General features: G+C 73.3%; 26 protein-coding genes. 9 read left to right on the top strand and 17 right to left on the bottom strand.

Annotated features, from left to right (window positions below):
• Positions 1 to 45 precede the first annotated feature (45 nt).
• Positions 46 to 819, bottom strand: a complete 774-nt coding sequence (gene map, locus H8838_RS02595; RefSeq protein ID WP_181309614.1) for a type I methionyl aminopeptidase — start codon at positions 817 to 819, stop codon at positions 46 to 48.
• A gap of 231 nt (positions 820 to 1050) precedes the next feature.
• Here map and H8838_RS02590 point away from each other — a divergent pair, with 231 nt between their 5' ends.
• Entirely contained in the window at positions 1051 to 2388 is a 1338-nt protein-coding gene (locus H8838_RS02590; RefSeq protein ID WP_185995250.1) for an amidase family protein, read from the top strand.
• Between the two features lie 37 nt (positions 2389 to 2425).
• Positions 2426 to 4111: a ribonuclease J gene (locus tag H8838_RS02585; RefSeq protein WP_181309616.1), complete on the top strand. Its 1686-nt coding sequence runs from the start codon at positions 2426 to 2428 to the stop codon at positions 4109 to 4111.
• Between the two features lie 36 nt (positions 4112 to 4147).
• On the opposite strand, the gene H8838_RS02580 is transcribed toward H8838_RS02585, so the two are convergent.
• Positions 4148 to 4618, bottom strand: a complete 471-nt coding sequence (locus tag H8838_RS02580) for a GNAT family N-acetyltransferase (RefSeq protein ID WP_181309617.1) — start codon at positions 4616 to 4618, stop codon at positions 4148 to 4150.
• A 120-nt stretch (positions 4619 to 4738) separates the two neighbouring features.
• Here H8838_RS02580 and H8838_RS02575 point away from each other — a divergent pair, with 120 nt between their 5' ends.
• On the top strand, positions 4739 to 5761 hold the full coding sequence (locus H8838_RS02575) for a zinc-dependent alcohol dehydrogenase family protein (RefSeq protein ID WP_224766334.1): 1023 nt from the start codon (positions 4739 to 4741) through the stop codon (positions 5759 to 5761).
• Here H8838_RS02575 and H8838_RS02570 read toward each other — a convergent pair.
• The 3 genes from H8838_RS02570 to H8838_RS02560 all read right to left on the bottom strand — a co-directional run bounded on the left by H8838_RS02570 (position 5751) and on the right by H8838_RS02560 (position 8314).
• A complete protein-coding gene (locus tag H8838_RS02570; protein WP_185995251.1) occupies positions 5751 to 6317 on the bottom strand; it encodes a hypothetical protein in 567 nt (188 codons plus the stop codon). The two genes, H8838_RS02575 and H8838_RS02570, sit on opposite strands and share 11 nt — an antisense overlap.
• Positions 6318 to 6375: 58 nt before the next feature.
• Positions 6376 to 6783, bottom strand: a complete 408-nt coding sequence (locus H8838_RS02565; RefSeq protein WP_185995252.1) for a hypothetical protein — start codon at positions 6781 to 6783, stop codon at positions 6376 to 6378.
• A gap of 73 nt (positions 6784 to 6856) precedes the next feature.
• Positions 6857 to 8314 carry an aminotransferase-like domain-containing protein gene (locus tag H8838_RS02560; RefSeq protein ID WP_185995253.1) on the bottom strand — a complete coding sequence of 486 codons (1458 nt, stop codon included), beginning with the start codon at positions 8312 to 8314 and terminating at the stop codon, positions 6857 to 6859.
• A gap of 61 nt (positions 8315 to 8375) precedes the next feature.
• On the opposite strand from H8838_RS02560, the gene H8838_RS02555 reads away from it, so the two are divergent.
• A complete protein-coding gene (locus H8838_RS02555) occupies positions 8376 to 9302 on the top strand; it encodes a DMT family transporter (RefSeq protein ID WP_224766333.1) in 927 nt (308 codons plus the stop codon).
• Between the two features lie 132 nt (positions 9303 to 9434).
• On the top strand, positions 9435 to 10622 hold the full coding sequence (locus H8838_RS02550; RefSeq protein WP_185995255.1) for an HNH endonuclease signature motif containing protein: 1188 nt from the start codon (positions 9435 to 9437) through the stop codon (positions 10620 to 10622).
• On the opposite strand, the gene H8838_RS02545 is transcribed toward H8838_RS02550, so the two are convergent.
• Together H8838_RS02545 and H8838_RS02540 are read right to left on the bottom strand one after the other, a co-directional pair.
• A complete protein-coding gene (locus tag H8838_RS02545) occupies positions 10619 to 11317 on the bottom strand; it encodes a hypothetical protein (RefSeq protein WP_185995256.1) in 699 nt (232 codons plus the stop codon). The genes H8838_RS02550 and H8838_RS02545 overlap by 4 nt on opposite strands.
• A gap of 41 nt (positions 11318 to 11358) precedes the next feature.
• Entirely contained in the window at positions 11359 to 12312 is a 954-nt protein-coding gene (locus H8838_RS02540) for a helix-turn-helix transcriptional regulator (protein ID WP_185995257.1), read from the bottom strand.
• 62 nt (positions 12313 to 12374) lie between these two features.
• Between H8838_RS02540 and H8838_RS02535 the strand changes: the two genes are divergently transcribed.
• The 3 genes from H8838_RS02535 (at position 12375) to H8838_RS02525 (ending at position 15875) form a co-directional block, all read left to right on the top strand.
• Positions 12375 to 13415 carry an ATP-binding cassette domain-containing protein gene (locus tag H8838_RS02535; protein ID WP_185995258.1) on the top strand — a complete coding sequence of 347 codons (1041 nt, stop codon included), beginning with the start codon at positions 12375 to 12377 and terminating at the stop codon, positions 13413 to 13415.
• Positions 13412 to 14221: an ABC transporter permease gene (locus tag H8838_RS02530; RefSeq protein WP_224766332.1), complete on the top strand. Its 810-nt coding sequence runs from the start codon at positions 13412 to 13414 to the stop codon at positions 14219 to 14221. The genes H8838_RS02535 and H8838_RS02530 overlap by 4 nt, the downstream gene beginning before the upstream one ends.
• A 70-nt stretch (positions 14222 to 14291) precedes the next feature.
• A complete protein-coding gene (locus H8838_RS02525) occupies positions 14292 to 15875 on the top strand; it encodes an aspartate:alanine exchanger family transporter (RefSeq protein WP_185995259.1) in 1584 nt (527 codons plus the stop codon).
• Between the two features lie 69 nt (positions 15876 to 15944).
• Here H8838_RS02525 and H8838_RS02520 read toward each other — a convergent pair whose 3' ends face one another.
• The 3 genes from H8838_RS02520 to H8838_RS02510 are packed head-to-tail and all read right to left on the bottom strand — an operon-like array spanning position 15945 to position 20111.
• Entirely contained in the window at positions 15945 to 16868 is a 924-nt protein-coding gene (locus H8838_RS02520; RefSeq protein WP_185995260.1) for a 2-hydroxyacid dehydrogenase, read from the bottom strand.
• A gap of 4 nt (positions 16869 to 16872) precedes the next feature.
• Complete coding sequence (purL, locus tag H8838_RS02515; RefSeq protein WP_185995261.1) at positions 16873 to 19164, bottom strand: phosphoribosylformylglycinamidine synthase subunit PurL; 2292 nt, start codon at positions 19162 to 19164, stop codon at positions 16873 to 16875.
• 29 nt (positions 19165 to 19193) lie between these two features.
• Positions 19194 to 20111 (bottom strand): peptidoglycan-binding domain-containing protein, encoded by a 918-nt coding sequence (locus tag H8838_RS02510; protein ID WP_185995262.1) that lies wholly within the window; start codon positions 20109 to 20111, stop codon positions 19194 to 19196.
• Positions 20112 to 20309: 198 nt separating this feature from the next.
• On the opposite strand from H8838_RS02510, the gene H8838_RS02505 reads away from it, so the two are divergent.
• Positions 20310 to 21668, top strand: a complete 1359-nt coding sequence (locus tag H8838_RS02505) for a glycoside hydrolase domain-containing protein (RefSeq protein WP_185995263.1) — start codon at positions 20310 to 20312, stop codon at positions 21666 to 21668.
• 113 nt (positions 21669 to 21781) lie between these two features.
• Here H8838_RS02505 and H8838_RS02500 read toward each other — a convergent pair whose 3' ends face one another.
• The 7 genes from H8838_RS02500 to H8838_RS02470 all read right to left on the bottom strand — a co-directional run bounded on the left by H8838_RS02500 (position 21782) and on the right by H8838_RS02470 (position 26423).
• A complete protein-coding gene (locus H8838_RS02500) occupies positions 21782 to 22225 on the bottom strand; it encodes a DUF3817 domain-containing protein (protein ID WP_185995264.1) in 444 nt (147 codons plus the stop codon).
• On the bottom strand, positions 22222 to 22890 hold the full coding sequence (purQ, locus tag H8838_RS02495; RefSeq protein WP_181309633.1) for a phosphoribosylformylglycinamidine synthase subunit PurQ: 669 nt from the start codon (positions 22888 to 22890) through the stop codon (positions 22222 to 22224). Before purQ ends, H8838_RS02500 begins: the two co-directional genes overlap by 4 nt.
• Entirely contained in the window at positions 22887 to 23168 is a 282-nt protein-coding gene (purS, locus tag H8838_RS02490) for a phosphoribosylformylglycinamidine synthase subunit PurS (protein ID WP_181309634.1), read from the bottom strand. The genes purQ and purS overlap by 4 nt, the downstream gene beginning before the upstream one ends.
• A gap of 38 nt (positions 23169 to 23206) precedes the next feature.
• Positions 23207 to 23389 (bottom strand): hypothetical protein, encoded by a 183-nt coding sequence (locus H8838_RS02485; RefSeq protein ID WP_181309635.1) that lies wholly within the window; start codon positions 23387 to 23389, stop codon positions 23207 to 23209.
• A 10-nt stretch (positions 23390 to 23399) separates the two neighbouring features.
• Entirely contained in the window at positions 23400 to 24956 is a 1557-nt protein-coding gene (locus H8838_RS02480) for a long-chain-fatty-acid--CoA ligase (RefSeq protein ID WP_185995265.1), read from the bottom strand.
• 84 nt (positions 24957 to 25040) lie between these two features.
• Positions 25041 to 25475 carry an SRPBCC family protein gene (locus H8838_RS02475; RefSeq protein WP_181309637.1) on the bottom strand — a complete coding sequence of 145 codons (435 nt, stop codon included), beginning with the start codon at positions 25473 to 25475 and terminating at the stop codon, positions 25041 to 25043.
• Positions 25476 to 25478: 3 nt separating this feature from the next.
• A complete protein-coding gene (locus H8838_RS02470; RefSeq protein WP_185995266.1) occupies positions 25479 to 26423 on the bottom strand; it encodes a phosphoribosylaminoimidazolesuccinocarboxamide synthase in 945 nt (314 codons plus the stop codon).
• Positions 26424 to 26433 lie beyond the last annotated feature (10 nt).

The following is a 26433-nucleotide window of genomic DNA, read 5'->3' as shown; positions in this document are numbered from 1 at the left end:
GCTACGCGGTGCAGCCCGATCGGGGCCTTCCCGTCAGGCGCCGGCTCAGCCTCGACGGCGGGTCAGCACCTCGTTCCCGTCGTCGGTGATCACCACCGTGTGCTCGCTGTGCGCGGTCCGGCACCCGGTCGAGCTGCGCAGCGTCCAGCCGTCGGGGTCGACCGTCAGCTCGTCGGTGTCGGCCATCACCCACGGCTCGAGGGCGAGCATCAGGCCGGGGCGGAGCTTGAAGCCCCGGCCCGGGCGCCCCTGGTTGGCCACGTGCGGGTCCTGGTGCATCGTCGAGCCGATGCCGTGCCCGCCGAACTCGGTGTTGACCGAGTAGCCGGCCTCGGTCAGCACCGTGCCGATCGCGTGCGAGATGTCGCCGAGTCGGGCGTCCGGCCGGGCGGCCTCGATCGCGGCCTCCAGCGCCCGCTCGGTCGCCTCGATCAGCGCCACGCTCTCCGGGGGGCGCGACTTCCCCACCACGAAGCTGAGCGCGGAGTCGGCGGCGATCCCGTCCTTGACGACCGCGAGGTCGAGGGAGAGCAGGTCACCGTCGGCGAGCCGGTAGTCGTGCGGCAGTCCGTGCAGCACGGCGTCGTTGACGCCGGTGCAGATGTAGTGGCCGAAGGGTCCGCTCCCGAAGGACGGCGCGTAGTCGACGTAGCAGGACTCCGCGCCCGCCGCCTCGATCATCTCCTTGGTCCAGGCGTCGATCTCCAGGAGGTTGGTGCCGACGACCGCCCGCTCCTTCATCGTCTGCAGGATCTCGGCGACGAGCGCACCGGTGACCCGCGCCCGGGCGACCTTGGCGGGGTTCAGGATCTCGATCATGAGCCTCAGGGTGTCACCCGGGCGCGGGCGGGTCGAGCGCGGGCGCAGTGTTGCAGGGCCGAGAATCTTCCGGGTCAGGCGTGAACACCCTGTGAACGGAACCTCCGGACGCGCTGCTCACCCTCTACTCTCTCGCCACCGGCTCCTCCTCCCGGCGCGGTCCCCCGCCGCGCCATCACCTCCCGGCCGGCCAGGACGTGTGTCGATGACTCCCCAGCCCAGGCGGTGCGCGTGCCGACGGGTGCGGTGAGACGGCTCTCCGCACGCGCCCGCACCTCCACCGTCCCCGAGCCCAGGCCCTGGACGGCCGACCGGCGTGACCACCTGGACGAGACGGCTCGGCTGCTCGCCGCCGTGGAGCGGTGGGTGCACGCCTTCAGCCACCTCGACCCGGCCTCGTTGCGCGCGGGCATCGACCCCGCCCAGGGACCGCTGGCCGGCATGCCGTTCGCGGTCAGCCAGACGATCGACGTCGCGGGCATGCCCGGTCCGGACGGCCGGGCGGCCAGCCGGGACGCCGAGGCCGTCGCCCGGCTCCGCGCCGCCGGCGCCCGGGTGCTGGGTCTGACCACCAGCACGCCGTACGGGTGCGGGACCGCGACCCGGACCGACAACCCCCGCGGCAGCGGCTACACACCGGGCGGGAGCGCGGCCGGCGCCGGTGCTGCGGTCGGGGCGGGCATCGTGCCGGTCGCCCTCGCCACGCAGAGCCAGGCGGCGACGCTGCGGGCGGCGTCGTACTGCGGGGCCTGGGGCTTCAAGCCCAGCCACCTGCGGCTCCCCCGGGAGGGGGCGCTGGTCCTCTCCGACACCCTGACGGACCTCGGCCTGGTCGCCGCGTCCCTGGAGGACCTGGCCCGGGTGCTCCCGGTGCTCACCCGGTGGCGGGAGGCGGACCCGGAGCCGACCGACGAGGAGGGCCGGCGCCGCCCGCTGCGCGTGGGCCGGGTGATGCTCGACGACGGGGCGCTCCCCCGGCCGAGGACGCTCGCGCACTTCGACACCCTGCTGCACGAGCTCGGCACCCGCACGGCGCAGGCAGGTCCGACCGGACCGGCGATCGAGGTCGTGGAGAACACCACCGAGCTGCTCGCCCTGGACCGCGCGGTGCGGCACTCCACCCGGGTCTGCCTGGACATCCTGGCCGCGCAGAGCGGCCCGCAGCTCACCGCCGCCCTCGCCGCGGGCGAGTCGGACCCGCGGCTCCACGAGCTCGTCGAACGGGCCGCCGTGGTCGGCCCGAGCGGGCTGGTCGAGGCGCTGGACCAGCGCCGCGCCCTGACCCGGGCGTACGCCGCGCTGGCCGACCACGTCGACGTGCTGATCACCCTGAGCACCACCAACCCGGCCCCCGAGCAGCGCGAGGGCACCGGCTGCCGACGGATGCCGACCACGGCGTCGCTGCTCGGCGTCCCGGCCCTCTCGGCCCCCTGGCTCGTGGTCGACGGGCTCCCACAGGGCGTGCAGGTGCTGGGCTTCGCCGGGCGCGACGAGGAGCTCCTGGCCGCCGTCCGCCTCCTCGCCGCCGCCGTGCCGGGACCTTCGACCCGCCGTGCTTCGCCGCCCTGACTGGGAAGAGGGGCGGCACCTCGGTTAGCGTGAGGCCGTGAGCCATCCCCACCCCGAACTGCAGCGTCCCCCCAAGCTCCCGACCGGCGGGCTTCGGATCGTCGGACTCGGCGGTCTCGGCGAGATCGGCCGCAACATGACGGTCTTCGAGCACAAGGGCAAGCTGCTCATCGTCGACTGCGGCGTGCTCTTCCCCGAGGAGCACCAGCCCGGCATCGACGTCATCCTCCCCGACTTCACCTGGATCCGGGACCGCCTCGACTCGGTGGTCGGCGTGGTGCTCACCCACGGTCACGAGGACCACATCGGCGGTGTCCCCTACCTGCTCCGTGAGCGGCGCGACATCCCCGTGATCGGCTCGACCCTGACGCTGGCGCTGATCGAGGCCAAGCTCAAGGAGCACCAGATCAAGCCGGTGACCGAGCACGTCAAGGAGGGCGACCGGATCTCCTTCGGCCCGTTCGACCTGGAGTTCCTCGCGGTCAACCACTCCATCCCGGACGGTCTCGCCGTCGCCATCCGCACCCAGGCCGGCCTGGTCCTGCACACCGGCGACTTCAAGATGGACCAGTTCCCGCTGGACGACCGGATCACCGACCTGCGCGGCTTCGCCCGTCTCGGCGAGGAGGGGGTCGACCTGTTCATGACCGACTCCACCAACGCCGAGGTCCCCGGCTTCACCATGTCCGAGCGCGAGCTCACCCCGGCGATCGAGACCGTCTTCCGCACCGCCCCGCGCCGGGTGATCGTCTCCAGCTTCGCCAGCCACGTGCACCGGATCCAGCAGGTGCTCGACGCCGCGCAGGAGCACGGCCGCAAGGTGGCCTTCGTGGGCCGCTCGATGGTGCGCAACATGGGCGTCGCCCGCGACCTGGGCTACCTGAAGTACCCCGAGAACCTGGTCGTCCCGTTCGAGCAGCTGGAGCGGATGTCGCCGAAGAAGGTCGCCATCGTCTGCACCGGCTCCCAGGGCGAGCCGATGGCCGCGCTCTCCCGGATGGCCAACCGGGAGCACAAGATCCGGATCGGTGAGGGCGACACCGTGCTGATGGCCAGCTCGGTCATCCCCGGCAACGAGAACGCGATCTCCAACGTGATCAACGGCCTGACCCGGTGGGGCGCGAAGGTCGTGCACAAGGGCAACGCCAAGGTGCACGTCTCCGGCCACGCCAGCGCAGGCGAGCTGGTCTACTGCTACAACATCGTCCGCCCGACCAACGTGATGCCGATCCACGGCGAGTGGCGCCACCTCCAGGCCAACGCCGACCTGGCGGTCCGCACCGGTGTCCCGGCCGACCAGGTGGTCATCGCCGAGGACGGCGTGGTCGTCGACCTGGTCAAGGGCAAGGCCAAGATCACCGGGAAGGTGCCGGCCGGCAACGTCTACGTCGACGCGCAGGTCGTCGGCGGCTCCACCGAGACCACGCTGCGCGACCGGCGCACGCTGGCCGAGGAGGGCGTGGTCACCGTGCTCGCCCTGGTCGACGCCGAGACCGGCGAGCTGGCCGAGGAGCCGGACTTCCTGGCGCGCGGCTTCGTGCACGACGCGGAGACCTTCCGCAGCGCCGTCCCGGTGGTCGAGAAGACCCTGGCCCGCGCTGCCGCCGAGGGGATCGGCGACGTGCACCAGCTCGAGCAGATGATCACCCGCGAGGTCGGCCGGTGGGCGAACAAGAAGTTCCGCCGCAGCCCGCTGATCATCGCGATCGTGGTCGACGCCTGAGGCTCGACTCCTGACGCTGCCTCGCGTCGGCCGGTCTCAGAGCGGGCGCAGGTAGCAGAGCATCCGGTAGTCGGTGCCGGGCTCGACGTTGACGAACCCGTGCCGCTCGTAGAAGCGCCGGGTGTCGAGGTCGATCTCGTCGACGTTGATGTGCATCTCCCCCGCGTCCAGCTCGCGCACCGTGTCCAGCGCGGTGGTGAGCAGGGCCGTGCCGATGCCCTGGTCGCGCAGGTGCGGGACGACGTACAGCTCCTCGAGCTGCGCGAGCGGTCCGTCGAAGTACGGCGTGTGCCGCAGCGTGACCAGGGCGAACCCGGTCGGGTCGGCCTGCCCGGAGAGCAGGGCGAAGACCTCGCCGTCGCGTGCGAGCAGCCCCTCGAACCGGGACGCGAACTCGTCCGCCTCGTCGGTGGGTGCCTCGAACTCCACGTTGAAGTCGAAGAGCATCTGCCCCAGGACGCCGGCGTCCTCGGGGGTGGCGAGCCGGACCGGGACCGTCGTCGACATGCCCCCACCGTAGGGCGCACGCCGGACGGCGGCCACCCCCTCGACCCGTGGACCCGGCGCCCGGTCGGGCGTACCGTCGAACATGGCCACCACACGACGAGTGCCCCGGACGGAGACGTCGTGCGCGGCGTCGTGATGCACGCGCCGGGTGACGTGCGCGTGGAGGAGCGCCCCGACCCGCGCATCGAGCGACCTACCGACGCGGTGATCCGGCTCAGCGCGACCTGCATCTGCGGGTCGGACCTGTGGCCCTACCGCGGGGTGGAGCCGGCCGACCACATGCTGATGGGCCACGAGTACGTCGGCGTGGTCGAGGAGGTCGGCGCCGAGGTGCGCACGCTCCGGCCCGGGGACTTCGTGGTCGGGTCCTTCGTCCTGTCCGACAACACCTGCGAGATCTGCCGATCAGGCTTCCCCTCCAAGTGCGTCAACGCCGAGTTCGTCACCGGGACGATCGGCACCCAGGCCGAGCGCGCCCGGATCCCGCTGGCCGACGGGACCCTGGTGGCCACCCCGGGCAGCCCGCCACCCGACCTGATCCCCTCGCTGCTGGCCGCCTCCGACGTGCTGGGCACCGGCTGGTTCGCCGCAGACGCCGCCCAGGCCGGGCCCGGCAGGACGGTGGCCGTGGTCGGCGACGGCGCGGTCGGGCTGATGGCCGTCCTGGCGGCGCACGAGCTCGGCGCCGAGCGGATCATCGCCATGTCGCGGCACCCCCAGCGCCAGGAGCTGGCCCGCTCCTACGGGGCCACCGACATCGTCGAGGAGCGCGGCGAGGCCGGGATCGCCCGGATCCGCGAGCTCACCGGCGGGCTCGGTGCCCACTCCGTGTGCGAGGCGGTGGGCACCCAGGAGTCGTTCATGCAGGCGATCGGGTGCACCCGCAGCGGCGGCCACCTCGGGTTCGTCGGGGTCGACCACGACGTGCAGGTCTCCGGGGCCCGGCTCTTCTTCGCCGAGATCCACACCCTGGGCGGCCCCGCGCCCGTACGCCGGTTCCTGCCCGACCTCATCCGGCGCGTCTGGGACCGCACCATCGACCCGGGCCGGGTCTTCGACCTCACCCTCCCCCTCGAGGAGGCCGCCGAGGGGTACGCCGCGATGGACGAGCGACGGGCGACCAAGGTGCTGCTCACGGTCTGAGGGACCCCTGTGCGCGCGCATGGCGCCGGTTCCACCACCCCGGGCGGCGGGCTGCCTGGGCACGGAGGGACTCGTACTCCCGGGGCTGGGCCCACCGCATCACCGGGGCGACCACCGCCACGGTGCCCAGCGCCCAGCGCCGCGAGTCGCCGACCTCGCGCAGACCACCCAGGGCGGTGACCGCGGAGGCGTGCAGGATCAGGTTGTAGGCGGGCATCAGCCGGCCGGACATTCCTTCGCACTCCGTCAGCCAGGGCAGCCCGGCCCGGGTCGCACGCGGCCAGGCGGTGAAGTGCCCGAGGACCGCGGCGGCCATGAACCCGTCGAGCACCGCGAAGGCTCGGTCGCCCCGTCCGGGCGGGACCCGTGCCGCGGCCTGGTACGCCGCGAGCGCTCCCCCGCCGTGCAGGGCGCAGGCCGCGACCGGGCCGATCCGGCCCGCCAGGGGGACCGCCACCCCGGCTGCCAGCTCGTAGCCGACGTGGGCGGCGAAGGCGACGACGCCCGCCCGGATCCACGGACGGGGGTGAGGTGACGCGGGTCGTCTGCTGGGCACGCGAGTCGGTACCCGGTGCCGCGTCGGCGGACTCGCCTGCACCGGGGCGTCCCTTCGCTCAGCCGGCGGAGGCGAGCGGGAAGCCGGCGCGGACCAGCATCCGCTCCACCCGCTCCCGCTCCAGGTCGCGCACCGGCCCCGGGGCCAGCTGCACCAGCCGTTGCTCGATCCCGAGGCGTTCGCAGGCGCTGACCAGCACGTCGTCGTACGCCGCCAGCCAGCCGCGCATCCGTGCCACCGGGGCCCCGGGCGGCGCCTGCTTGATCTCGGCGCGGATCCGTCGGGCGTCCGCCGCAATCCGCTCGATGGGCGGTCCGACCGGAGTCGGCGGCGTCGGGGCGACCAGGTGAAGTCCCTCACCCGCCCGTCGGAAGCGAGCCCGATAGCGACCCCAGTCCGAGAGCACCCAGACCAGGGCGAGGAAGGCGACGATGACGCCTCCCCTGACCAGCAGGTCGGACTCCATGCCTCGATGATCGGACGTCGTCGCGCCAGGGACAACCCCGGCGGACCGGATGGTCCGCACGACGCCCCTGTGGTCAGCTTCCCAGGGCGTCGATTCCCGGGGCGTCGATTCCCAGGGCGTCGATTCCCAGGGCGTCGAGCTCGCGGCCGAGGATCCGAGAACCGTCGGTGAAGCCGGCCGTGTGCGCCGCCGCGAAGTTGAGCCTGACGTAGGGCGCCGCGGGTTCCGCCGGGAACCACTCGTCGCCGGGAGCGATCAGGAGCCCCGCTGCCTCGCAGGCGCGGGCCAGCTCCCGCGGGTCGGTGCCGTCCGGAAGCCGTGCCCACAGGTTGAGCCCACCTGCCGGCACGTGCTCGACGGTGACCTGGGGGGCGTGCTCGGCCAGCGTGCCGAGCAGCAGGTCCCGTCTGGCGCGCAGCTGCTGACGCAGCCCGCGGAGGTGGCTACGCCAGGCCGGCTGTGTCACCACGTCGAGGGCGGCTGCCTGCAGCACCCCGCTGACGTACATCGACTCGGCGGCCCGGTCGGCCAGCAGTCGCTCCCGGGAGGGTCCGCGCGCGACCACCCCCGCCACCCGGAGTGCCGGCGAGGTGCTCTTGGTGAGCGAACGGAGGTGGATGACGTGGCCGCTGTCGTCGAGTGCGGCGAGGGGCTCGGGGTCCGAGGTGATCGCGAAGTCGTGCGCCCAGTCGTCCTCGACCAGGAACGCCCCGTGCCCGCGCACCACGTCGAGCACCTGCGCCGAGCGCTCCGGCGTCCACTGGGCGCCGGTCGGGTTGGCGTAGGTCGGCTGAGCGTAGAAGACCCGGGCGCCGGTCTCGGCGAAGGCGCGGTCCAGCTCGTCCGGGTCCGGGCCGTGAGGGCCGCTCGACACCGGCACCACCTGCACCCCCGCCTGCTGGGCCGCGAAGATCGCCCCCCAATAGGTCGGTGACTCCATCAGCAGCGGTTGTCCCGTGGTGACCAGCGCACGGAACACGGAGCTGAGGCCGCTCTGGCTCCCGGGTAGGACGACGACGTCGCTGGCGGCCGGCGGCGCGACACCTGCGGGGCAGTCGCGACGCAACTCTTGGGCGAACCACGCCTGGAGCTCCGGCAACCCGGCGGCCGGGGCCCGGGTGAGCGCCACGTCGCCGCGCGCAGCCCGAGCCAGCGCCCCGCGGACAAGACGCTCGGGGAGCAGCTCGCGATCGGGGTAGGCGGAGTGCAGGGCGATGGACTCGGGTCCCGCGTTGCGCAGGGCGGACGGCACCCCGAGGCGGCGGGCGTTCGGTGCCCCGAGTGCCGCGGTCTGCCACCCGTAGTCGATCGGTCGGGCGGTGCGCACCTCTCGGACGAAGGTGCCCACCCCCGGGCGAGTCTCCACCAGCCCCTGCCCGACGAGGGTCCGCAGCGCTCGCTGCACCGTCACCGGACTCACCCGGTGCTCGGCCACGAGCGTCCGGGTGGTCGGGAGCCGGGCAGCGGGCGCGGCGCTCTCGACCCACGTCTTGAGAGTCGCGAGCAGCCGAGCGGTGCTATCGTCATCCATGACAGATCAGAGTAGCGCTACTCCCTCAGCGCGGCAGGCGCTACTGACGCCTGGCGCGACCTTGACTGCCGAGCCACCCGCGACAGAGACATCCAGCCCACCCGCTTCGGGACTCCGGTGGGGCCTGCTCGGCGTCCTCGCCTTCTCCTTCACCCTGCCGCTGACCCGGGTCGCGGTGGCCGACCTCCCCTGGCTCTTCATCGGCGCCGGGCGCGCGGTGGTGGCGGCCGCGCTCGCCGCAATCGTCCTGGTGGCGACCCGGCAACGCCTGCCCCGGGGGTCGCAGTGGGCGCGGCTCGCCCTCGTCGGCGGTGGGGTGGTGATCGGCTTCCCACTGCTGACCTCGTGGGCGCTCACCAGCACTCCGGCGAGTCACGGCGCCATGGTGGTCGCTGCCCTTCCGGCGGCGACAGCCGTCGCCGCCGTCCTGCGCGAGCGCACACGCCCGGCGCGGGTCTTCTGGGTCGCGGCCGCAGCCGGCGGCACGGCGGCCGCGTTCTTCGCCTCCGCCCAGGGGGGAAGCGTGGGGACCCTGCACCGGGCCGACCTCCTGCTTCTGCTGGCCGTGCTGGTGGGGGCGGTGGGGTACGCCGAGGGCGGGCTGCTTGCTCGGGAGCTGGGCGCCTGGCAGACCATCTCGTGGGCACTGGTGCTGTGGGCGCCGGTGATGCTCGGCCTGACCCTCGTCTCGGTCGAGCGCGGTGTCCCGAGTGGCGGTGCGGCCTCGTGGGCCGCCTTCTGCTACCTCGGGGGCGTCAGCATGTTCCTAGGGTTCTTCGCCTGGTACCGCGGCTTGGCGATCGGGCCGATGGCACAGGTCAGCCAGGTGCAGCTGACGCAACCGGTGCTGAGCATCGGCTGGGCCGCGCTGCTCCTCGGTGAGCCGGTGGGGGTGGTCACCGTGACGGGCGGACTCGTGGTGCTGGCATGCACGGGGTGGGCGGTTCGGGTCCGGGCCCACTCGACCCCATCACCCACCGACCAGTGACTTTTTTCGAATGTATGTCCACGACGTGGACGAGAGCACGTTGTCACGCTCGGTCTGTCGGTGGTCCCCGGTTGACTGGGGTCATCGGGAGGCCATCGGGGGCTCCCGGGCACGACGGGACGGGGGTCCGGGATGTCACAGGACGTCGGCAGCGCGCATCCGATCAGCCGGGCGATCGGGCTGATGGAGCAGGCGCTGGACCTGACTCGGGACGTCGACCCGGCCTATCTCTCCGAGCGGGCGCACCGCGACGCGCTGCTCGACCTGAGCCGACTGGTCGACCGGGCCGAGGCCCTGCGGATGCGCCTCCTGCGCGCGGCCGACGGTCCGGGCGGGCTGGCGCAGAGCGACGGCGCCCGGTCGCCGGCCACCTGGCTCGCGGCCCGGACCCGGTGCGGGTTCGGGGCCGCGCGGGCGGCCGAGCGACTCGGCGAGGCGCTCGACGAGCGGTGGCAGCGGGTCGGCACGGCCCTGGCCGACGGCTGCGTCAGCCTGCCGCAGGCCCGGGTGATCGTGAAGGCCCTGGACGCCCTGGTCATCGACCCCCTGCCCGGCGAGGAGGTGCCCGCCGAGGTGCTCGAGCTGGCCGAGGAGCGCCTGCTCGAGCTGGCCGGGCGGCACGACCCGCGCCAGCTCGAGGCCCTCGGCGAGAAGATCCTCCAGGTGGTGGCGCCGGAGACCTGCGACGACCGGGAGCGGAGGCTCCTGGAGCGGGCCGAGGCCCGCGCGAGCGCCGCTACCCGGCTGACCTTCCGCCGGCGTGGCGACGGCGCCACCGACGTCCACGCGCGCATCCCCGACGGGGTGGCGGCCAGGCTCCGGACGATGCTCGGCGCTTGGACCGCACCGGCCCAGGACGCCTCCCGCGACGGCGGGGCCGCGACCCGGCTGGTGGTCACGGTGGGCCTGGAGACGCTCATCACCGGGCTGGGATCGGCGACGATCACCAGCAACGGCGACGACCTGACGCGGATCAGTGCCGGCGAGGCGCGCCGGCTGGCCTGTCACGCCGACCTGATCCCGATGGTGCTCGGCGGCAAGTCCCAGGTCCTGGACCAGGGCCGGGCGAGCCGCTTCTTCACCGACGGCCAGCGGCTCGCTAAGTCACAGAGCCAGCGCACTTGCTGTGCCGAGGGCTGCACGATCCCGTGGACCTGGTGCGACGCCCACCACGGGGGCGACCCCTGGGGTCGGGGCGGACGCTCGGACCTGGCGGACCTGACCTTCCTGTGCCCGTGGCACCACCAGCGGGCCCACGACCCGGGGTTCACCACCGAGCGACTGCCCGACGGGGGCGTCCGCTACCGCCGCAGGCGCTAGCGGGGATCTGCGCGGTACCACTGCTCGCCCCGGAGGCGGTCTGGACCGCTGTCCGGGTCGTCCGGGTGTTCCTCCTGCACTGGGGCCGGAGACAGGGTCGCGGTGATCGCTGCCAGGGCGTCAGCGCGCTCGGTCGCCGCGGGCGCCCGGTCCCGGGGGTCGGCGTCCACCAGGAGCTGGGCGACGCGGGCGGTCAGCGCCTTGAACGCGACGTACTTCCTCGCCCCGAGGTGGTGCTCGGGGGTCGCGGGGTCGTCGGTGCGCCACCAGCCGAGCGGAGCGTCCTCCCGGATCGCCGTCCGCAGCTCCTTGAGCCCGAACCGCAGCGCCCACAGCGCCGTACGGTCCGTCACGGCGAGCCGGTGCTCGAGCGCGGTCCGCACCACGAGGGACTCGTACCGACCCTCGACCTCGGCGGCCTGCTCCAGCAGCTCCTGGCGCAGCTCGGCGGGCACGCGGTCGACCTCGGCCCGGTCCCTCCCCCGGGCGAACTCCCACGCCTTCCAGGTCGCGAAGAACCCGCCGTACACTGCGTACAGCTCCTCGGCGGCCGCGAGGCTTCGCTCGTGCCGGGCCCGGGCCGCCTCCTGCCGGCGGGCGAACCGGTCGGTCCCGAACCAGGCGATCGCGGCGACGACGAGAGCCACCGCGGAGCCCGCGACGATGTCGCCGAGCACGTCGAGCAGACGGTCCATGCCGTTCATCGTGGCGTCGCGGACGCGCCTGCGCCAGAGGCTCAGCCCGAGCGGCGGCTCAACCTGGCCCCCACCGCGGCGAGCGCCTCGTCCAGCTCGGGCGGCGACTCGACCACGAACTCCGCGTCCAGGGTCGCCAGCAGCATCACCGGCCACTCCAGGGAGTCCGCGTTCATCTGCAGGAGGCACCCGCCGTCGACCGCGACGACGTCGGCCCAGTGGTCACCGACGTGAGCCGCGACCAGCTCGGGCGGCGCGTGCACCCGCACCCGGACCGCGTACCGCTGGGGCATCCGGCGGATGCCGGCCTGCACGAACGAGACCGCGTCGGCCGCGTTCAGCTCCCGCGGCCGGAACTGCTGTCCGCCGACGACGGGCGCGGTGATCCGGTCCACCCGGAAGCTGCGCCAGTCCTGGCGCTCCCGGTCGTAGGCGACGAGGTACCACCGGCGGCCCAGGGAGACGAGCCGGTGCGGCTCGACCCGGCGGTGCGTGCTGCCGCCGTCCGCGGCGGTGTAGTCGAACTCCGCCGGCTCGTGGTCCCGGCTGGCCTGGGCCAGCGCGGTGAGCACCGCGGGATCGGTCACCGGGCCGCCCCGCCACGGCCCGGGGGCCTCCGTCTGGGAGGTGAGGGCGTCCATCCGCCGGCGCAGCCGAGGCGGCATCAGCGCGGTCACCTTCGTCAGCGCCTGCACCGACCACTCCTCGACCCCGCCCATCGCGCCGGCCGCCGCCGTACGCAGCCCCACCGCGATGGCGACCGCCTCCTCGTCCTCGAGCAGCAGCGGCGGCAGCGAGCCCCCCGCCCGGAGCTGGTAGCCGCCCGCGACCCCGCGCACGGCGTCCACCTGGTAGCCGAGGTCGCGCAGCCGCTCCACGTCGCGCCGCAGAGTGCGCTCGCTGACCTCGAGCCGCTCGGCCAGCTCGGTCCCCGGCCAGTGCCGGTGGGTCTGGAGGAGGCTGAGCAGCCTCAGCATCCGCGACGACGTACTCATGCTGCGAGCCTAGATCTGATTGCGGACAGAAACTGGCCTGAAGCGTTCCTAGCGTGGTGGGCATGACACCTCACACTCGCTCCTCATCGTCCGCGCCGGCGATCCTCACCCGAGGACTGACCCGGCACTTCACCGCGCACAGGAAGACCGTCGAGGCGGTCTCCGGTCTCGACCTGGAGATCGCGCCCGGCGAGCTCGTCGCCTTCCTCGGTCCCAACGGCGCCGGGAAGTCCACCACGCTCCGGATGCTCACCACCCTGCTCGCCCCGACCTCCGGCACCGCCTCGGTCGCCGGGCACGACGTGGTCAGCGCGCAGCACCACGTACGCCGGTCCCTCGGCTACGTCGGGCAGGGCAACGGCGCCGGGCACCAGCAGCTCGGGCGCGACGAGCTGGTCAGCCAGGGCCGCGCCTACGGGCTGACCCGGGCCCGGTCCCGCGAGCGCGCCGACGAGCTGATCACCGCGCTCGACCTGGAGGCCGCGGCCGGCCAGAAGGTGGCCACGCTCTCGGGCGGACAGCGCCGCCGTCTCGACATCGCCATGGGGCTGGTCCACCTGCCGCAGGTGCTCTTCCTCGACGAGCCGTCGACCGGCCTGGACCCGCAGAACCGGGCGAACCTGCAGGACCTGGTGCGCAGGCTGCACGCCGAGACCGGGAGCACCATCGTGCTCACCACGCACTACCTGGAGGAGGCCGACGCGCTGGCCCAGCGGGTGCTGGTGATCGACCACGGCCGGCTGATCGCCGACGACACGGCCGCGGCGCTCAAGGCCGGCCTGGGCGACCGGCTGACCCTCTCCTTCGCCGACCCCGACTCCGCGCGGGCGGCCGCGACCCGCGCGGACCGGCTCGGGGACGACACCCGGGTCGAGGTCACCGGCAGCACGCTCACCCTCCGCGCCGTCCGCGGGCACGAGCAGGCGCCGGGACTGCTGGTCGACCTGCACGCCTCCGGCTGCCCGGCCGCCGGGCTCGAGGTGGCCCGGCCCACCCTGGACGACGTCTTCCTCCACCTCACCGGGCGGAGCCTGCGGGAGTCCCACGACGGGGCCGGGACCGATGCCCTCAGCACCGCGTCCGAGGGCGAGGTGGCGGCATGAGCACCCGGACGCCCGACACCACCGCCGGCATGACCGTCTCGGCCCGCCCCGTGCGGGGCGCTCGGTTCCTCACCGACGTCGCGACCGTGACGACCCGCGAGCTCAAGCCGGTGTGGCGCGAGCCGGCGTCGGTCCTCTTCGCGATGGTGCAGCCGCTGGTCTTCCTCGCCCTGTTCAGCCCGCTGCTGCCGAAGACCGCGGACGGCGGCTCCGCGCTGCAGTGGTTCGTGCCGGGGATCATCGCCATGACGTGCCTGATGGGGGCCTCCTTCACCGGCGCCAACCTGCTGGAGGAGATGCAGACCGGCTCGCACGAGCGTCAGCTGGTCTCGCCGCTCGGGCGCTCCGCCCTGCTGGTCGGACGGGCGCTCAAGGAGGTGGTGCCGATGCTGATGCAGACCGCGGTGATCCTGGTCGTGGTCACCCCGTTCAGCTTCGAGCTGCACCTGCCCGGCGTCCTGGTCAGCCTCGGCGTGCTGGCGCTGTTCAGCGTGGGCGTGGGCGCCTTGTCCTTCGCGCTCGCACTCGCGGCCAAGGGAGCGGACTGGATGTTCTGGACCGTCCAGCAGACCGTGCTCTTCCCGGTGCTGCTGCTGGCGGGGGTGCTGCTGCCGATCGACGGCGCTCCGCGCTGGCTGCAGGTCGCCTCGGACCTCAACCCGATGACGTACGTCGTGGAGGCCGTCCGGGCACTGTTCGCCGGGACGTTCCCGGTCGAGACGGTCGCGGCGGGGTACGCCGGCGCCGCCGTCGTCGCCGCCCTCGGCCTCGTGGTGGGCGTGCGGGCGATGCGGCGCTCGAGCTGAGCGGAGGACCCGGGAGGGACAGGGACCCGGGCCCCTGTCCCTCCCGACCCGTGGACGTGATCATGGCCGGATGGACCCGGTACTGGAGTTCCTCGACGACGAAGAGATCCTGCTCCTGACCACGCTGCTCGCCCTGGGGGCGCTGCTGGGTCGGGTGCGCCTGCTGGGCGTGCCGGTCGGTCCGGCCGCCGTGCTCTTCGCGGCGCTGGGCGTCTCGGCCCTGGGCGCCGCGAACGACGTCTCGCTGGAGCTGAACCACCTGCTGGGCACGCTCGGTCTGGTCCTGTTCACCTTCACGGTCGGGGTGATCGGCGGCCCGACCTTCTTCTCCTCGCTGCGCACCGGGTGGCGGCTGATCGTGGGGACCGTCGTGGTGCTCTGCCTGGCCGCCGTGACCGCCGTGCTCGTCGGCAACCTGCTCGGCCTCCGGCCGCCGATCGTCGCCGGGACGTTCGCCGGGGCGCTGACCAACACCCCGGCCCTGGCGGCCGCCACCGAGCAGGTCGGGGGCTCGCGGCCGACCGTGGGGTACTCGCTCAGCTACCTGTTCGGCGTGGTCGGGATGATGCTGGCCGCCGCCTGGGTGCTGCGCCGCCCTTCGGAGGCCGCTGCCGCACCGCTGGTGCACCAGACCATCCGGGTGGACCGACCCGAGCGGATCAGCGTGGCCGACCTGATGGCGCGGTACGACGACCACGTCACCTTCAGCCGGCTCAAGCACGAGCACGCCGCCAACCCGACCGAGGTCGCGGAGGAGGGCCAGACGATCGGACCGCGCGACCTGGTCACCGTCGTCGGACCGGCGGAGGTGGTCGACCGGGTCACCGCAGACCTCGGCCACCCCTCCTCCCACGACATCGTCGGCGAGCGCTGGGAGCTGGACTACCGGCGGATCACCCTGTCCAACGCCTCCCTGGCGGGGCTGACCGTCAGCGAGCTCGGGCTGGACCAGTTCGGTGCGGTGCCGAGCCGGGTGCGCCGGGGAGACGTCGACATGGTCGCGCAGCCCGAGCTGGTGGTGCAGATGGGCGACCGGCTTCGGGTGATCGCGCCGCTGGACCGGATGGACGAGGTGAACCGCTACCTCGGAGACTCCGAGCGCGGCCTCTCCGACATCAACCCCATCGGCCTGGCGCTCGGCATCTCCCTGGGGATCCTGCTCGGGCTGGTGCCGGTGCCGCTCCCCGGGGGTGGCGAGTTCAGCCTCGGGGCGGCCGCCGGCACGCTGATCCTCGGGCTCATCTTCGGGCGGGTCGGCCGGATCGGGCCGCTGGTGACCTCCATGCCGCACGGCGCCGCCAGCACGATCTCCAGCCTGGGGATGATCACCTTCCTCGCCTACGCCGGGACCACCGCCGGCGGTGCGCTGGTCGAGACGATCACCTCCCCGGTCGGGTGGAAGGTGATCCTGCTCGGCATCGCGATCACCACGGTCGCCGCCGTGCTGCTGCTGGTCGCCGCCGCCCTCGCCCGGAGCCCCAGCCGACAGACCGCGGGCGTCCTCGGCGGGGCGCAGACCCAGCCCGCGGTGCTCGCGTACGCCGACGAGCGGACGGGCTCCGACCCGCGGGTCGCGGTCGGCTACGCCCTGGTCTACCCGGCGGCGATGATCACCAAGATCCTGCTCGCCCAGCTGCTGGCGGGGCTGAGCTGACCGGGCTGAGCTGAACCGGGCTGGGCTGAACCGGGCTGGCTGAACCGGGCTTCACGCCGAGAGCCCCAGCTACCCCTGCCCGCCGTCAGGCGCGTGCACCACGTTGCGCAGCGGCTCCCCCGCGACGTACGCCTCGATCTGGGCGCGGGCCAAGGCCGCCATCCGGGGCAGCATCGCGGTCGTGCCGCCGGCGACGTGCGGGGTGATCAGCACCCCGGGCGCCTGCCAGAGCGGGTGCTCGGGCGGCAGCGGCTCGGGGTCGGTCACGTCCAGGGCGAAGCGCAGCCGGCCTGCGTGGGCCAGCACGGCGTCGGTGTCGAGCAGCGGTCCGCGCCCCACGTTGACCACCAGCGCCCCGTCGGGCAGCTGGGCGAGGAACGCGTCGTCCACCACGTGCCGGGTGGCCTCGCTCAGCGGCAGCACCACCACCAGCACGTCGGTCTCCGGGAGCAGCCGCGGCAGGTCGTCGGGCCCGTGCACGGAGTCCAGCAGGTCGTCGGGGCGCGGCCGGCTGGCCACACCGGTGACGACGGCCTTGCAGGCGAGCATCCGCTCGACCACCGCACGCCCGATCGATCCGTAGCCGAGCACCAGGACCCGGCTGTCGGCGAGCGAGCGGCGGCTCAGGTCCCGGATCCACCGGCCCTGGTTGCGGACCGCGTCGTCGATGCCCCGCAGGCTGGCCAGGGTGATGCCGAGTGCGAGCTCGGCGGTCGCGTCGTCGTGCACACCGGTCGCGTTGGCCAGGGCGACGCCCGGAGGCAGCTGCTCGACCATCCCGTCGTACCCGGCCGACTGCACCTGGACCACCCGCAGCCGCGGGAAGCCGCTCAGGTCGGGCAGGCCCGCGGTGTTGTACGGGGCCACCACGAGCTCGACCTCGGCGGCCCGGTCCGGCAGCTCGCGGCCGTCCCAGAGCACCGTCTCGACGCCTGGCACCTCCCCCACCGCCTCGATCAGCGCAGGGGTGGCCAGGGCGACGACGGTCGACATGGGGTCAGCCTAGGACCGCCGGCATGGTGGCCGACCACGCCTCACGCAGCGTGGCCACCGGCACCGAGAACTCACCCTCGACGGCGATCGCGTCACCGCCGGTGGTCCCGATCGCGGTGACCGGCACCCCGTGCCGTGCCGCGAGCGCGGTGAGCGCCTCGGCCTGCTCGTCGGTCGCGGTGACCAGCGCCCGAGCGGTGGACTCGGAGAAGAGCGCGACGAACGCGTCGCCCCCGGCCACCTCGGCGAGCGAGACCTCGACACCGACACCGTGCTTGAACGACGCCTCGGCGAGCGCCTGCGCCAGGCCGCCGTCGGAGAGGTCGTGCGCGCTGGTGACCACCCCGGCACCGCTCGCCTCGACCAGCAGCTCGGCCAGGGCCCGCTCGGCGGCCAGGTCGACCCGCGGCGGGGTGCCGCCGAGGTGGTCGTGCACCACGTGCGCCCACTCCGAGCCCGAGAGCTCCTCGCGGGTCTCGCCGAGCAGGAAGAGCCGCTCGCCGGCGGCCGGGAAGTGGCTCGGGGTGCGCCGGGTGACGTCCTGGATCACGCCGAGCACCGCCACCACCGGCGTGGGCAGGATCGCCGTCTCGCCGGTCTGGTTGTAGAGGCTGACGTTGCCGCCGGTGACCGGGACGCCGAGCTCGGCGCAGGCGTCCTTGAGTCCGCGGCAGGCCTCGGCGAACTGCCACATCACGGCCGGGTCCTCGGGGCTGCCGAAGTTGAGGCAGTCCGAGACCGCCAGGGGCTGCGCCCCGCCGGTGGCGACGTTGCGGTAGCTCTCGGCCAGCGCCAGCTGCGCGCCGGCGTACGGGTCGAGCTTGGCGAACCGGCCGTTGCAGTCGGTGGAGACCGAGACACCGAGGTTGGTCTCGTCGTCGATCCGGACCATGCCGGAGTCCGACGGCTGCGCCAGCACGGTGTTGCCGCGCACGTAGCGGTCGTACTGGTCGGTGATCCACGACTTGTCGCACAGGTTCGGGCTGGCCACCAGGCGCAGCACCGTCTCCCGCAGCTCGTCGCCGCCCGCCGGGCGGGGCAGCGCCTCGGCGGCGTCGGCCTGGAGCGCGTCCTGCCAGTCGGGGCGGGCGAACGGGCGGTGGTACGTCGGACCGTCGTGAGCGACGCTGCGCGGCGGCACGTCGACCACACGCTCGCCGTGCCAGTCGATCTCCAGCCGGCCGGTGTCGGTGACCTCGCCGACCACGACCGCCTCGACGTCCCACTTGGCGCAGATCGCCATGAAGGCCTCGACGTCGCCGGGCTCGACGACGGCCATCATCCGCTCCTGCGACTCGCTCATCAGGATCTCCTCGGGCGCGAGCGTGGAGTCGCGCAGCGGGACCCGGTCGAGCTCGACATGCATCCCGCCGTCGCCGGCGCTGGCCAGCTCGGAGGTGGCGCAGGAGAGACCGGCGCCGCCGAGGTCCTGGATGCCCGCGACCAGGCCGGCCGCGAAGATCTCCAGGGTGCACTCGATCAGCAGCTTCTCCATGAACGGGTCGCCGACCTGCACGCTGGGCCGCTTGGCCGGCCCGCTGCTGCCGTCGTCGTGCGCGTCGAACGTCTCGCTGGCCAGCACGCTCACCCCGCCGATGCCGTCGCCGCCGGTGCGCGCGCCGTACAGGATCACCTGGTTGCCGACTCCCGAGGCCTTGGCCAGGTGCAGGTCCTCGTGCCGGAGCACGCCGACGCACAGGGCGTTGACCAGCGGGTTGCCCGCGTAGGTGGCGTCGAAGACGGCCTCGCCGCCGATGTTGGGCAGGCCGAGGCAGTTGCCGTAGCCGCCGACCCCGGCGACGATCCCGGGCAGCACCCGCTGGGTGTCGTCGGCGTCGAGCGGGCCGAAGCGCAGCGGGTCCATCACGGCGACCGGGCGGGCGCCCATCGCCAGGATGTCGCGGACGATACCGCCGATGCCGGTGGCGGCGCCCTGGTAGGGCTCGACGAACGAGGGGTGGTTGTGGCTCTCCACCTTGAAGGTCACGGCGTAGCCCTGGCCGACGTCGATCACGCCGGCGTTCTCGCCGATGCCGGCGAGCATCTTGCCGACCGGGGTCTCCTGCGGGATCTCGGAGAACTGCTTGAGGTGCACCTTGGTGGACTTGTAGGAGCAGTGCTCGCTCCACATCACCGAGTACATCGCCAGCTCGCTGCTGGTGGGGCGGCGACCCAGGATCTCCCGGATCCGGTCGTACTCGTCTGCCTTCAGGCCCAGATCGGCCCAGGGCTGGGACCGCTCGGGGTCCTGCGCGGCGACGGAGACGGTGTCGAGGTTCTGCGGAGCGGCGGCCACGACCCCCAGCCTAGGCGACCCCGGCCGCCTCACCCGCACGTGCCCAGGAGCACCTTCCAGGTGTCCCGGTCGACCCGCCCGGTGACCTCCAGGCCGGCGTCGGCCTGGAGCTCGCGCACCCAGTCGACGGTCCGCGACCCGAAGGAGCCGCCGACCAACAGGTCGGGGTTGTAGCCGGCCGCGTGCAGCAGCACCTGGGCGTCCGAGACCGGCCCGCCGCGGCCCACGCCCGCCCCCTCGACGCCCACCGGTGCGAGGTCGGGCAGCTTGCGGGGAGCGACCAGGCAGCTGCAGGCGAACCGGGGTCCGGCATCCTCAGCCAGCTCGCGCACGTGCACCTCGCTGCCCCCGACTTCGCCACGCCGGCGGCAGGCCGCGCGGGCACTGCGCAGCGGTCCCTCGTACGACGCCGGGCTGGCCGCGACGGCCGCGGCGAGATCGGCGCACGCCGCCTGGCCGTCACCTCCGGCACCCGACGGGAGCCGGGTCCGAGCCGCTCCGGGCAGCACCACGACGTACTCGCCGGAGCAGGCTCCCGCGCCCGGCGCGGGGTCAGCGCCGGTGCCTCCGGCTTCCGGGCCGCCCGGAGCAGTGGCCGGGGCGGCCTGCTCGGCCTGCCGGTCCAGGAACCACCACCCGCCCAGCACGGTGGCGGCGAGCAGGGAGAAGACGGCGGCCGTGGCGACCACCCGGGCGCTGCGGCCCTCGACCGGTTCGGCGCTGCCACCGGTGCCCGCTCCCGGCGCGGGCGCGGCGGCAGCCGGCCTGGTGCCGGTCCCGGAGAGCGCGGAGATCGCGGCCAGGCCCACGTAGACCCGCTCGTCGGTGTCCGCGACGTCGTCGGGGACGGGCTGCTGGAACCACAGCAGGGCACCGCAGGTGACGCAGCTCGGTGCGATCTGCTCCGGCCCGCCGCAGTGCGGGCACACGGTCGATCCCTGCCCCATCGTTCTTCCTCTCCCCCGAGGGGGACAAGCGTAGGGCGGCGCGTCCAGACCGCCGGGGTCCGGTCCAGCGGTCGGCGCGTCCGTGCGAGCGTGCGACCGAGACGAACTACCCCGTGGTAGTTCACTGTGAACCCTGGGACCGGTGTGACTTCTGAGGTTAAGGTGCCTGCGACTTCCCCCGTTTTCTGGAGATCCGCCATGCGCCGCACCCGTCCCCTCGCCTCCCTCACGGCCGCCCTGGCGACCCTCCTGCTGGCCTCCGGCCTGCTGGTGGCCACGACCTCCTCGGCGGGGGCCGCCGAAGCCTCCGAGCGGCGACGGCAGAACATCGCCACCCCCGGCGACTTCACCGGCTACGGATTCGACCAGTGCGTGGCGCCGACCCAGAAGACGATGGACGCCTGGCTGGAGAGCTCGCCCTTCCTGGCTGTCGGGATCTACATCTCCGGTGACTCACGCGCCTGCCGCACACAGCCCAACCTGAGCCCCACCTGGATCAGCACGCAGCTGGCGAAGGGCTGGCGGCTGCTCCCGATCGCGCTCGGCCCGCAGGCCTCCTGCCAGCCGCGGTTCCCGCGCTACTCCGACGACTTCACCATCTCGCCCGCCCCCGGGGACGGCAGCTACCCGGCGGCCCGCAAGCAGGGCGCCACGGAGGCGAACAAGAACGCCGACGACGCCCTGGCCTACGGCCTCGCTCCCGGCAGCACCCTCTGGTACGACCTCGAGGGGTTCGACCTGGCCAACACCCACTGCCGGGAGTCCGCCCTGCGGTTCATCCACGCCTGGGTCGACCAGATCGAGGCCCGCGGGTTCGTCTCCGGGGTCTACTCCAGCGCGGGCTCGGGCATCAAGATGCTCGACGACGCCCGGCTCAAGCGCCCCGGCCAGTTCCGGCTCCCCCAGCAGATCTGGATCGCCCGCTGGGACGGCGTCGCCAACACCTCCACCAGCTACATCGCGGAGGACGGCTGGCGTCCCGGCGGCCGGGTCAAGCAGTACCGCGGCGACCACAAGGAGACCTGGGGCGGGGTCACCATCAACATCGACAGCAACTACCTCGAGCTCGGACGCGGCAGCGTCGCGGCGCCCGAGACGCGCTGCTCGGGCATGCGGACGACGTACCCGCGTTACCACCTGCTGAAGCCGAGCAAGGCCAACCCCAAGCGGGTCAAGATCCTCCAGTGCACGCTCGCCGAGCAGGGCTACTACTCGCACGGGATCAGCGGCAAGTACAACAAGCGCACCCGGGCCGCGGCACGCGCCTTCCAGGCGGCGCACAAGATGACGCCCGGGCCCAAGTTCCGCAAGCGGCACTGGGTCGCCCTGCACGCGACCGGCGAGACGGCCGTGCTCAAGGTCGGCTCGGCCGGTCCGGTGGTCTACCGCCTGCAGCGGGCCCTGAACGCCGCGGGCGCCGGCAGGCTCGCCGGCACCGGGGTCTACGACCTGGCCACCGAAGCCGCGGTCAAGACCTACCAGTCCCGGCGCGGGCTCGCGGCGAGCGGGATCACCAACGCCGCCACCTGGGCGCAGCTGCAGAACGGCCGGTTCTGACGCACGACTCTGCGCCGCCCGACGCCGGCTGATGCCGCCCGACGCCGACTGATGCGGAGGGCGGCGCGCAGCTCGATCAGACTGCCAGCTCGATCAGACCGCGGCTGCTTGGATCAGACCGGCGGACCGGCGACCATCGCGCCGGCGAAGAGCACCGCGACCGCGGCGACCCCGACGACGACGCCCTGCAGGGGCTTGCGCACCAGCCAGGCGGCGAGCTTCTCCAGCAGGCCGGCGGGCTCCTCGGTGCGGAGCCGCCAGCCGGCACCGAGCAGGCCCTGCTTCTCGGCATGCATCTCGAACGGGATGGTGACGAACGGCGGCACGGCAGCCAGCAGCCCGAGCACCAGCTGCCGCAGCGACCACCGCTGGTCGATCCAGAGCAGCACGGTGGTCAGGCAGTAGGCGATGAAGACCGCCCCGTGCAGCATCCCGCCGATCCGCACGCCCAGCTCGGTGGTGTCGGTGACGTACTTGAGGAACATCCCGGTCAGCAGCAGCGCCCAGGTGACGGCCTCGGCGCGGGCCACCGCACGGTAGAGGGTGGTGGGGCTCATGCGAAGACGCTTTCCGCGAGACTGGTGAAGAAGCCGAGCCCGTCGGTGCCGGGACCGCACAGGTCCTCCACCGCGTGCTCGGGGTGGGGCATCAGGCCGACCACGTTGCCGGCCTCGTTGGTGACCCCGGCGATGTCGTGGACCGAGCCGTTGGGGTTGCGGCCCAGGTAGCGGGCGACCACGCGCCCCTCGCCCTCGAGCCGCTCCACGGTGGCGGCGTCGGCGACGTAGTTGCCCTCGCCGTTCTTGAGGGCGATCGTCACCTCCTGGCCCTCGGCGTACGACGCGGTCCAGGGGGTGCGGTTGTTCTCGATCCGCAGCCGCTGGTCACGGCAGACGAAGCGCTGGGCCTCGTTGCGGATCAGCGCACCGGGCAGCAGGTGGGACTCGCAGAGGATCTGGAAGCCGTTGCAGATGCCGAGCACCGGCATCCCGCGCCCGGCGGCGGCGACGACCTCGGTCATCACCGGGGAGAACCGCGAGATGGCGCCGCAGCGCAGGTAGTCGCCGTACGAGAAGCCGCCGGGGAGCACGACCGCGTCGACCCCGCGCAGGTCCTCGTCACCGTGCCACAGCGCGACGGCCTCGTGGCCGCCGAGCCGCACGGCGCGCTGGGCGTCGACGTCGTCCAGCGAACCCGGGAAGGTGACGACCCCGACCTTCACCGGCCCTCCCCTGCGGCGACCTCGGCCACCGAGCGGCTCTCGACGTGGACCTCGAAGTCCTCGATCACCGGGTTGGAGAGGATCGTCTCGGCCATCTTGCGGACCTCGGCGAGCACCTCGTCGGTGATCTCGCCCTCGACGGTCAGCTCGAAGCGCTTGCCCTGCCGCACGTCGGTGACGCCGTCGAACCCGAGCCGCGGGAGTGCGCCGAGGACGGCCTTCCCCTGCGGGTCGAGGATCTCGGGCTTGGGCATGACGTCGACGACGACTGTGGCCACGGGGCAGCTCCTGGTAGCGGGGGAAGTCCGCTCGAAGTCTATCGCTGGCCGCGCACGGCGACGTAGACGAGGGCGACGCCGAGACCCGCCAGCGCGGGGCCGAGGGTGGCCCTGACGTCACCCTCGGCCATCGTCCCGAGCCAGCCGAACGACTGGAAGGTCCACAGGCCGCCCGCGACCACCATCAGCAGTCCGAGCGAGACCCCCAGCACGCGACCCATCGCCGGTGCCTCAGTCGAGCTCGCGCTTGAGGATCTTGCCGGTCGCCGTCATCGGCAGGGAGTCGCGGAACTCCACGATGCGCGGGTACTTGTAGGCCGCCATCTGCTCCTTGGCCCACGCCACCAACTCCTCCTCGGTGACGCTCGCGCCGGCGTTGCGGATCACCACGGCCTTGATCTCCTCGCCGTGGCTGGGGTGCGGGACACCGATCACCGCGGCGAGCGAGACGTCGGGGTGGGTGAGCAGGACCTCCTCGATCTCGCGCGGGTACACGTTGAAGCCGCCGCGGATGATCATGTCCTTGGACCGGTCGACGATGTAGTACCAGCCGTCCTCGTCCACCCGCGCCAGGTCCCCGGTGCGGAACCAGCCGTCACGGACCGCCTCCTCGGTGGCCTCGGGGCGCCCGTAGTAGCCCTTCATCACGTTCGGGCCCTTGATCGCGATCTCGCCGATGTCGCCCTCGGCGTCGCGCCACTGCGCCGGGTCGGGGTCGATCAGGCGCATCTGGACGCCGGGGATGGCCGGGCCGATGGAGCCGACGCGGGCCGGCTCGCCGAAGACCGAGAAGGACGCGACCGGGGAGGTCTCCGAGAGGCCGTAGCCCTCCATGATGGTGATGCCGAAGCGACGCTCGAACTCGCGGTGCACCTCGGCGGGCAGCGCCGCGCCGCCCGAGATCGCGACCCGCAGGTTGGCGGCGAGCTCCTTGACGTCCACCCCGGCGTCGTCGAGCGAGCCGAGCATCCCCCAGAACATCGTCGGCACGCCGGCGAAGAAGGTGACCTTCTCCTTGGCCATCAGCTGCAGCGCGGCCACCGGCTCGAAGCGCGGCAGCATCACCACGGTGCCGCCGTTGGCGAAGGCACCGTTCTGGATCACGGTCTGGCCGAAGGAGTGGAAGAGCGGGAGCACGCACAGGTACGTGTCGGGGCGCTCGGGGTCGGCGCCGAAGAGGACTTCGCCGGCCAGCGCGTTGGAGAGCATGTTGCGGTGGCGCAGCTCGGCGCCCTTGGGCTGACCCGTGGTGCCGGAGGTGTAGAGGATCACCGCGGTGTCGTCGTCCTCGACGTCGACGGCGCGGAACTCCGCCGACTGGCTGCCCATCGCCTGGGCCATCGTCTCGTAGCCCTCGACCGGCGAGGCCGCGCCCAGGTCGGCGGTGATGACGAAGAAGTGCTCACAGTCCTCGGCGGCCTCGAAGCCCTCGTGGCCGGCCTGCGCCATCGGCAGCTCGGGGGTGCCCTCGAAGCAGAAGTACGCCTTCGCGTCGGAGTCCTGCAGGTGGTAGGCCACCTCGCGGCCGCGCAGCAGCACGTTCAGCGGGACGACGGTCGCGCCGGCCTTGAGGATGCCGTAGTAGACGATCGAGAAGTACGGCAGGTTCGGGCAGGAGAGCGCCACCTTGTCGCCGGGCTTGATGCCGCGGGAGACGAGCAGGTTGGCGCACATGTTGGCGAACTGGTCGACCTGCGCGTAGGTCAGGCGGGTGTCGCCGAGGACGACCGCGTCACGGTCGGGGTAGCTGGCGGCCGAGCCCTCGAGGAGGGACGCAAGATTCGTCATGCGCACACGGTATGCGCCCGGTCACAACGGCGCGCAGGAGGTCCGTGGTGGACGCGCCGTGCCCAGTCCGTGCCCAGTCCGTGCTCAGTCCGTGCCGAGCCGCTGCACCCGGCGGGCCGCCCGCCGCAGGTCCGCCCGGGCCGCGGCGGGGCCCGCCAGGTCGAGCACCAGGCCCGGCGCGCGTCGCCAGCCGGGGGCGTGGGTGACGGTGGTCGCCCGCACCCGGGTCAGGGACTCCTCGAGCGGGGTGAAGACGAGGTCGAGGGTGACCGCCAGGCCGCGCCAGCGGCCGTGCTCGACCCATCGCACGTTCTTCTCCCAGCCGGTGATCTCCATCAGCGGGCGCGGTCCGGGCCAGGTCACGTCGTACCAGGTGGTCCCGAGGCCGGGCTCCCCCAGGCTGAGCATGTCGACGCGGCGCAGGCTCGACTGCCACTGCGGCCGGTTCCGCGGGTCGGCGAGGTAGTCGAAGACGGGTCCGACGGGTCTCGCGAAGTCCTGGCTGACCGTGAACCCCACGACTCAGAACCGTTCGCCGGTGAGTCGCTCGTAGGCCTCGACGTACCTCGCGCGGGTGTGCTCGACCACCTCGGCGGGCAGCGGCGGCGGCGCCTCGCCGGAGGCGCGGTCCCAGCCCGAGTCCGGGCCGGTGAGCCAGTTGCGGACGATCTGCTTGTCGTACGACGGCTGCGTGCGGCCGGGCTGCCACTCGTCGGCCGGCCAGAACCGGGAGGAGTCCGGGGTCAGCACCTCGTCGCCGAGCACGATCTCCCCGGTCGAGCCGGTCGAGCCGGTCGAGCCGGTCGTGACCCGTCGCCCGAGCTCCAGCTTCGTGTCGGCCAGGATGATCCCGCGCTCGCGGGCGATGCCCTCCGCGCGGGCGTAGACCGCCATGGTCAGCCGGCGCAGCTGCGCCGCGTCCTGGTCGCCGATGGTCGCGACCACGGCCTCGTAGGAGACGTTCTCGTCGTGGTCGCCGAGCTCTGCCTTGGTGGCGGGGGTGAAGATCGGCTCCGGCAGCCGCGAGCCGTCCTCCAGGCCCGCCGGCAGCGGGACCCCGCAGACCTCGCCCGAGGCCCGGTAGTCGATGAGCCCCGAGCCGGTGAGGTAGCCGCGCGCCACGCACTCGACGGGGAACATGTCCAGCGGCTCGCAGATCACCGCCCGGCCCGCGACCGCCGCGGGCACGTCGGTGGAGACGACGTGGTGGGGCACCAGGTCGGCCAGCTGGCCGAACCACCACAGCGACATCCGGGTGAGGATCTCGCCCTTGTCGGGGATGGTGGTGCCGAGGACGAAGTCGTAGGCCGAGATCCGGTCGCTGGCCACCATCAGCAGCCGGCCGGCGTGCTCCCCGGCGTCGATCCGGTAGAGGTCGCGCACCTTGCCGCTGTGCAGGTGCGTCGTCCCCTCGATCGCCGGCGCGACGGGGATGCCCAGGGACTCGGAGTGCTGAGGATCGGCCACCTGCGAAGCG

Origin of the sequence: Nocardioides campestrisoli (assembly GCF_013624435.2) — a bacterium.
Lineage (GTDB): Bacteria > Actinomycetota > Actinomycetes > Propionibacteriales > Nocardioidaceae > Nocardioides > Nocardioides campestrisoli.
Note: the sequence above shows the minus strand (reverse complement) of the source record. Positions and strands in the feature narration are given on the sequence as shown.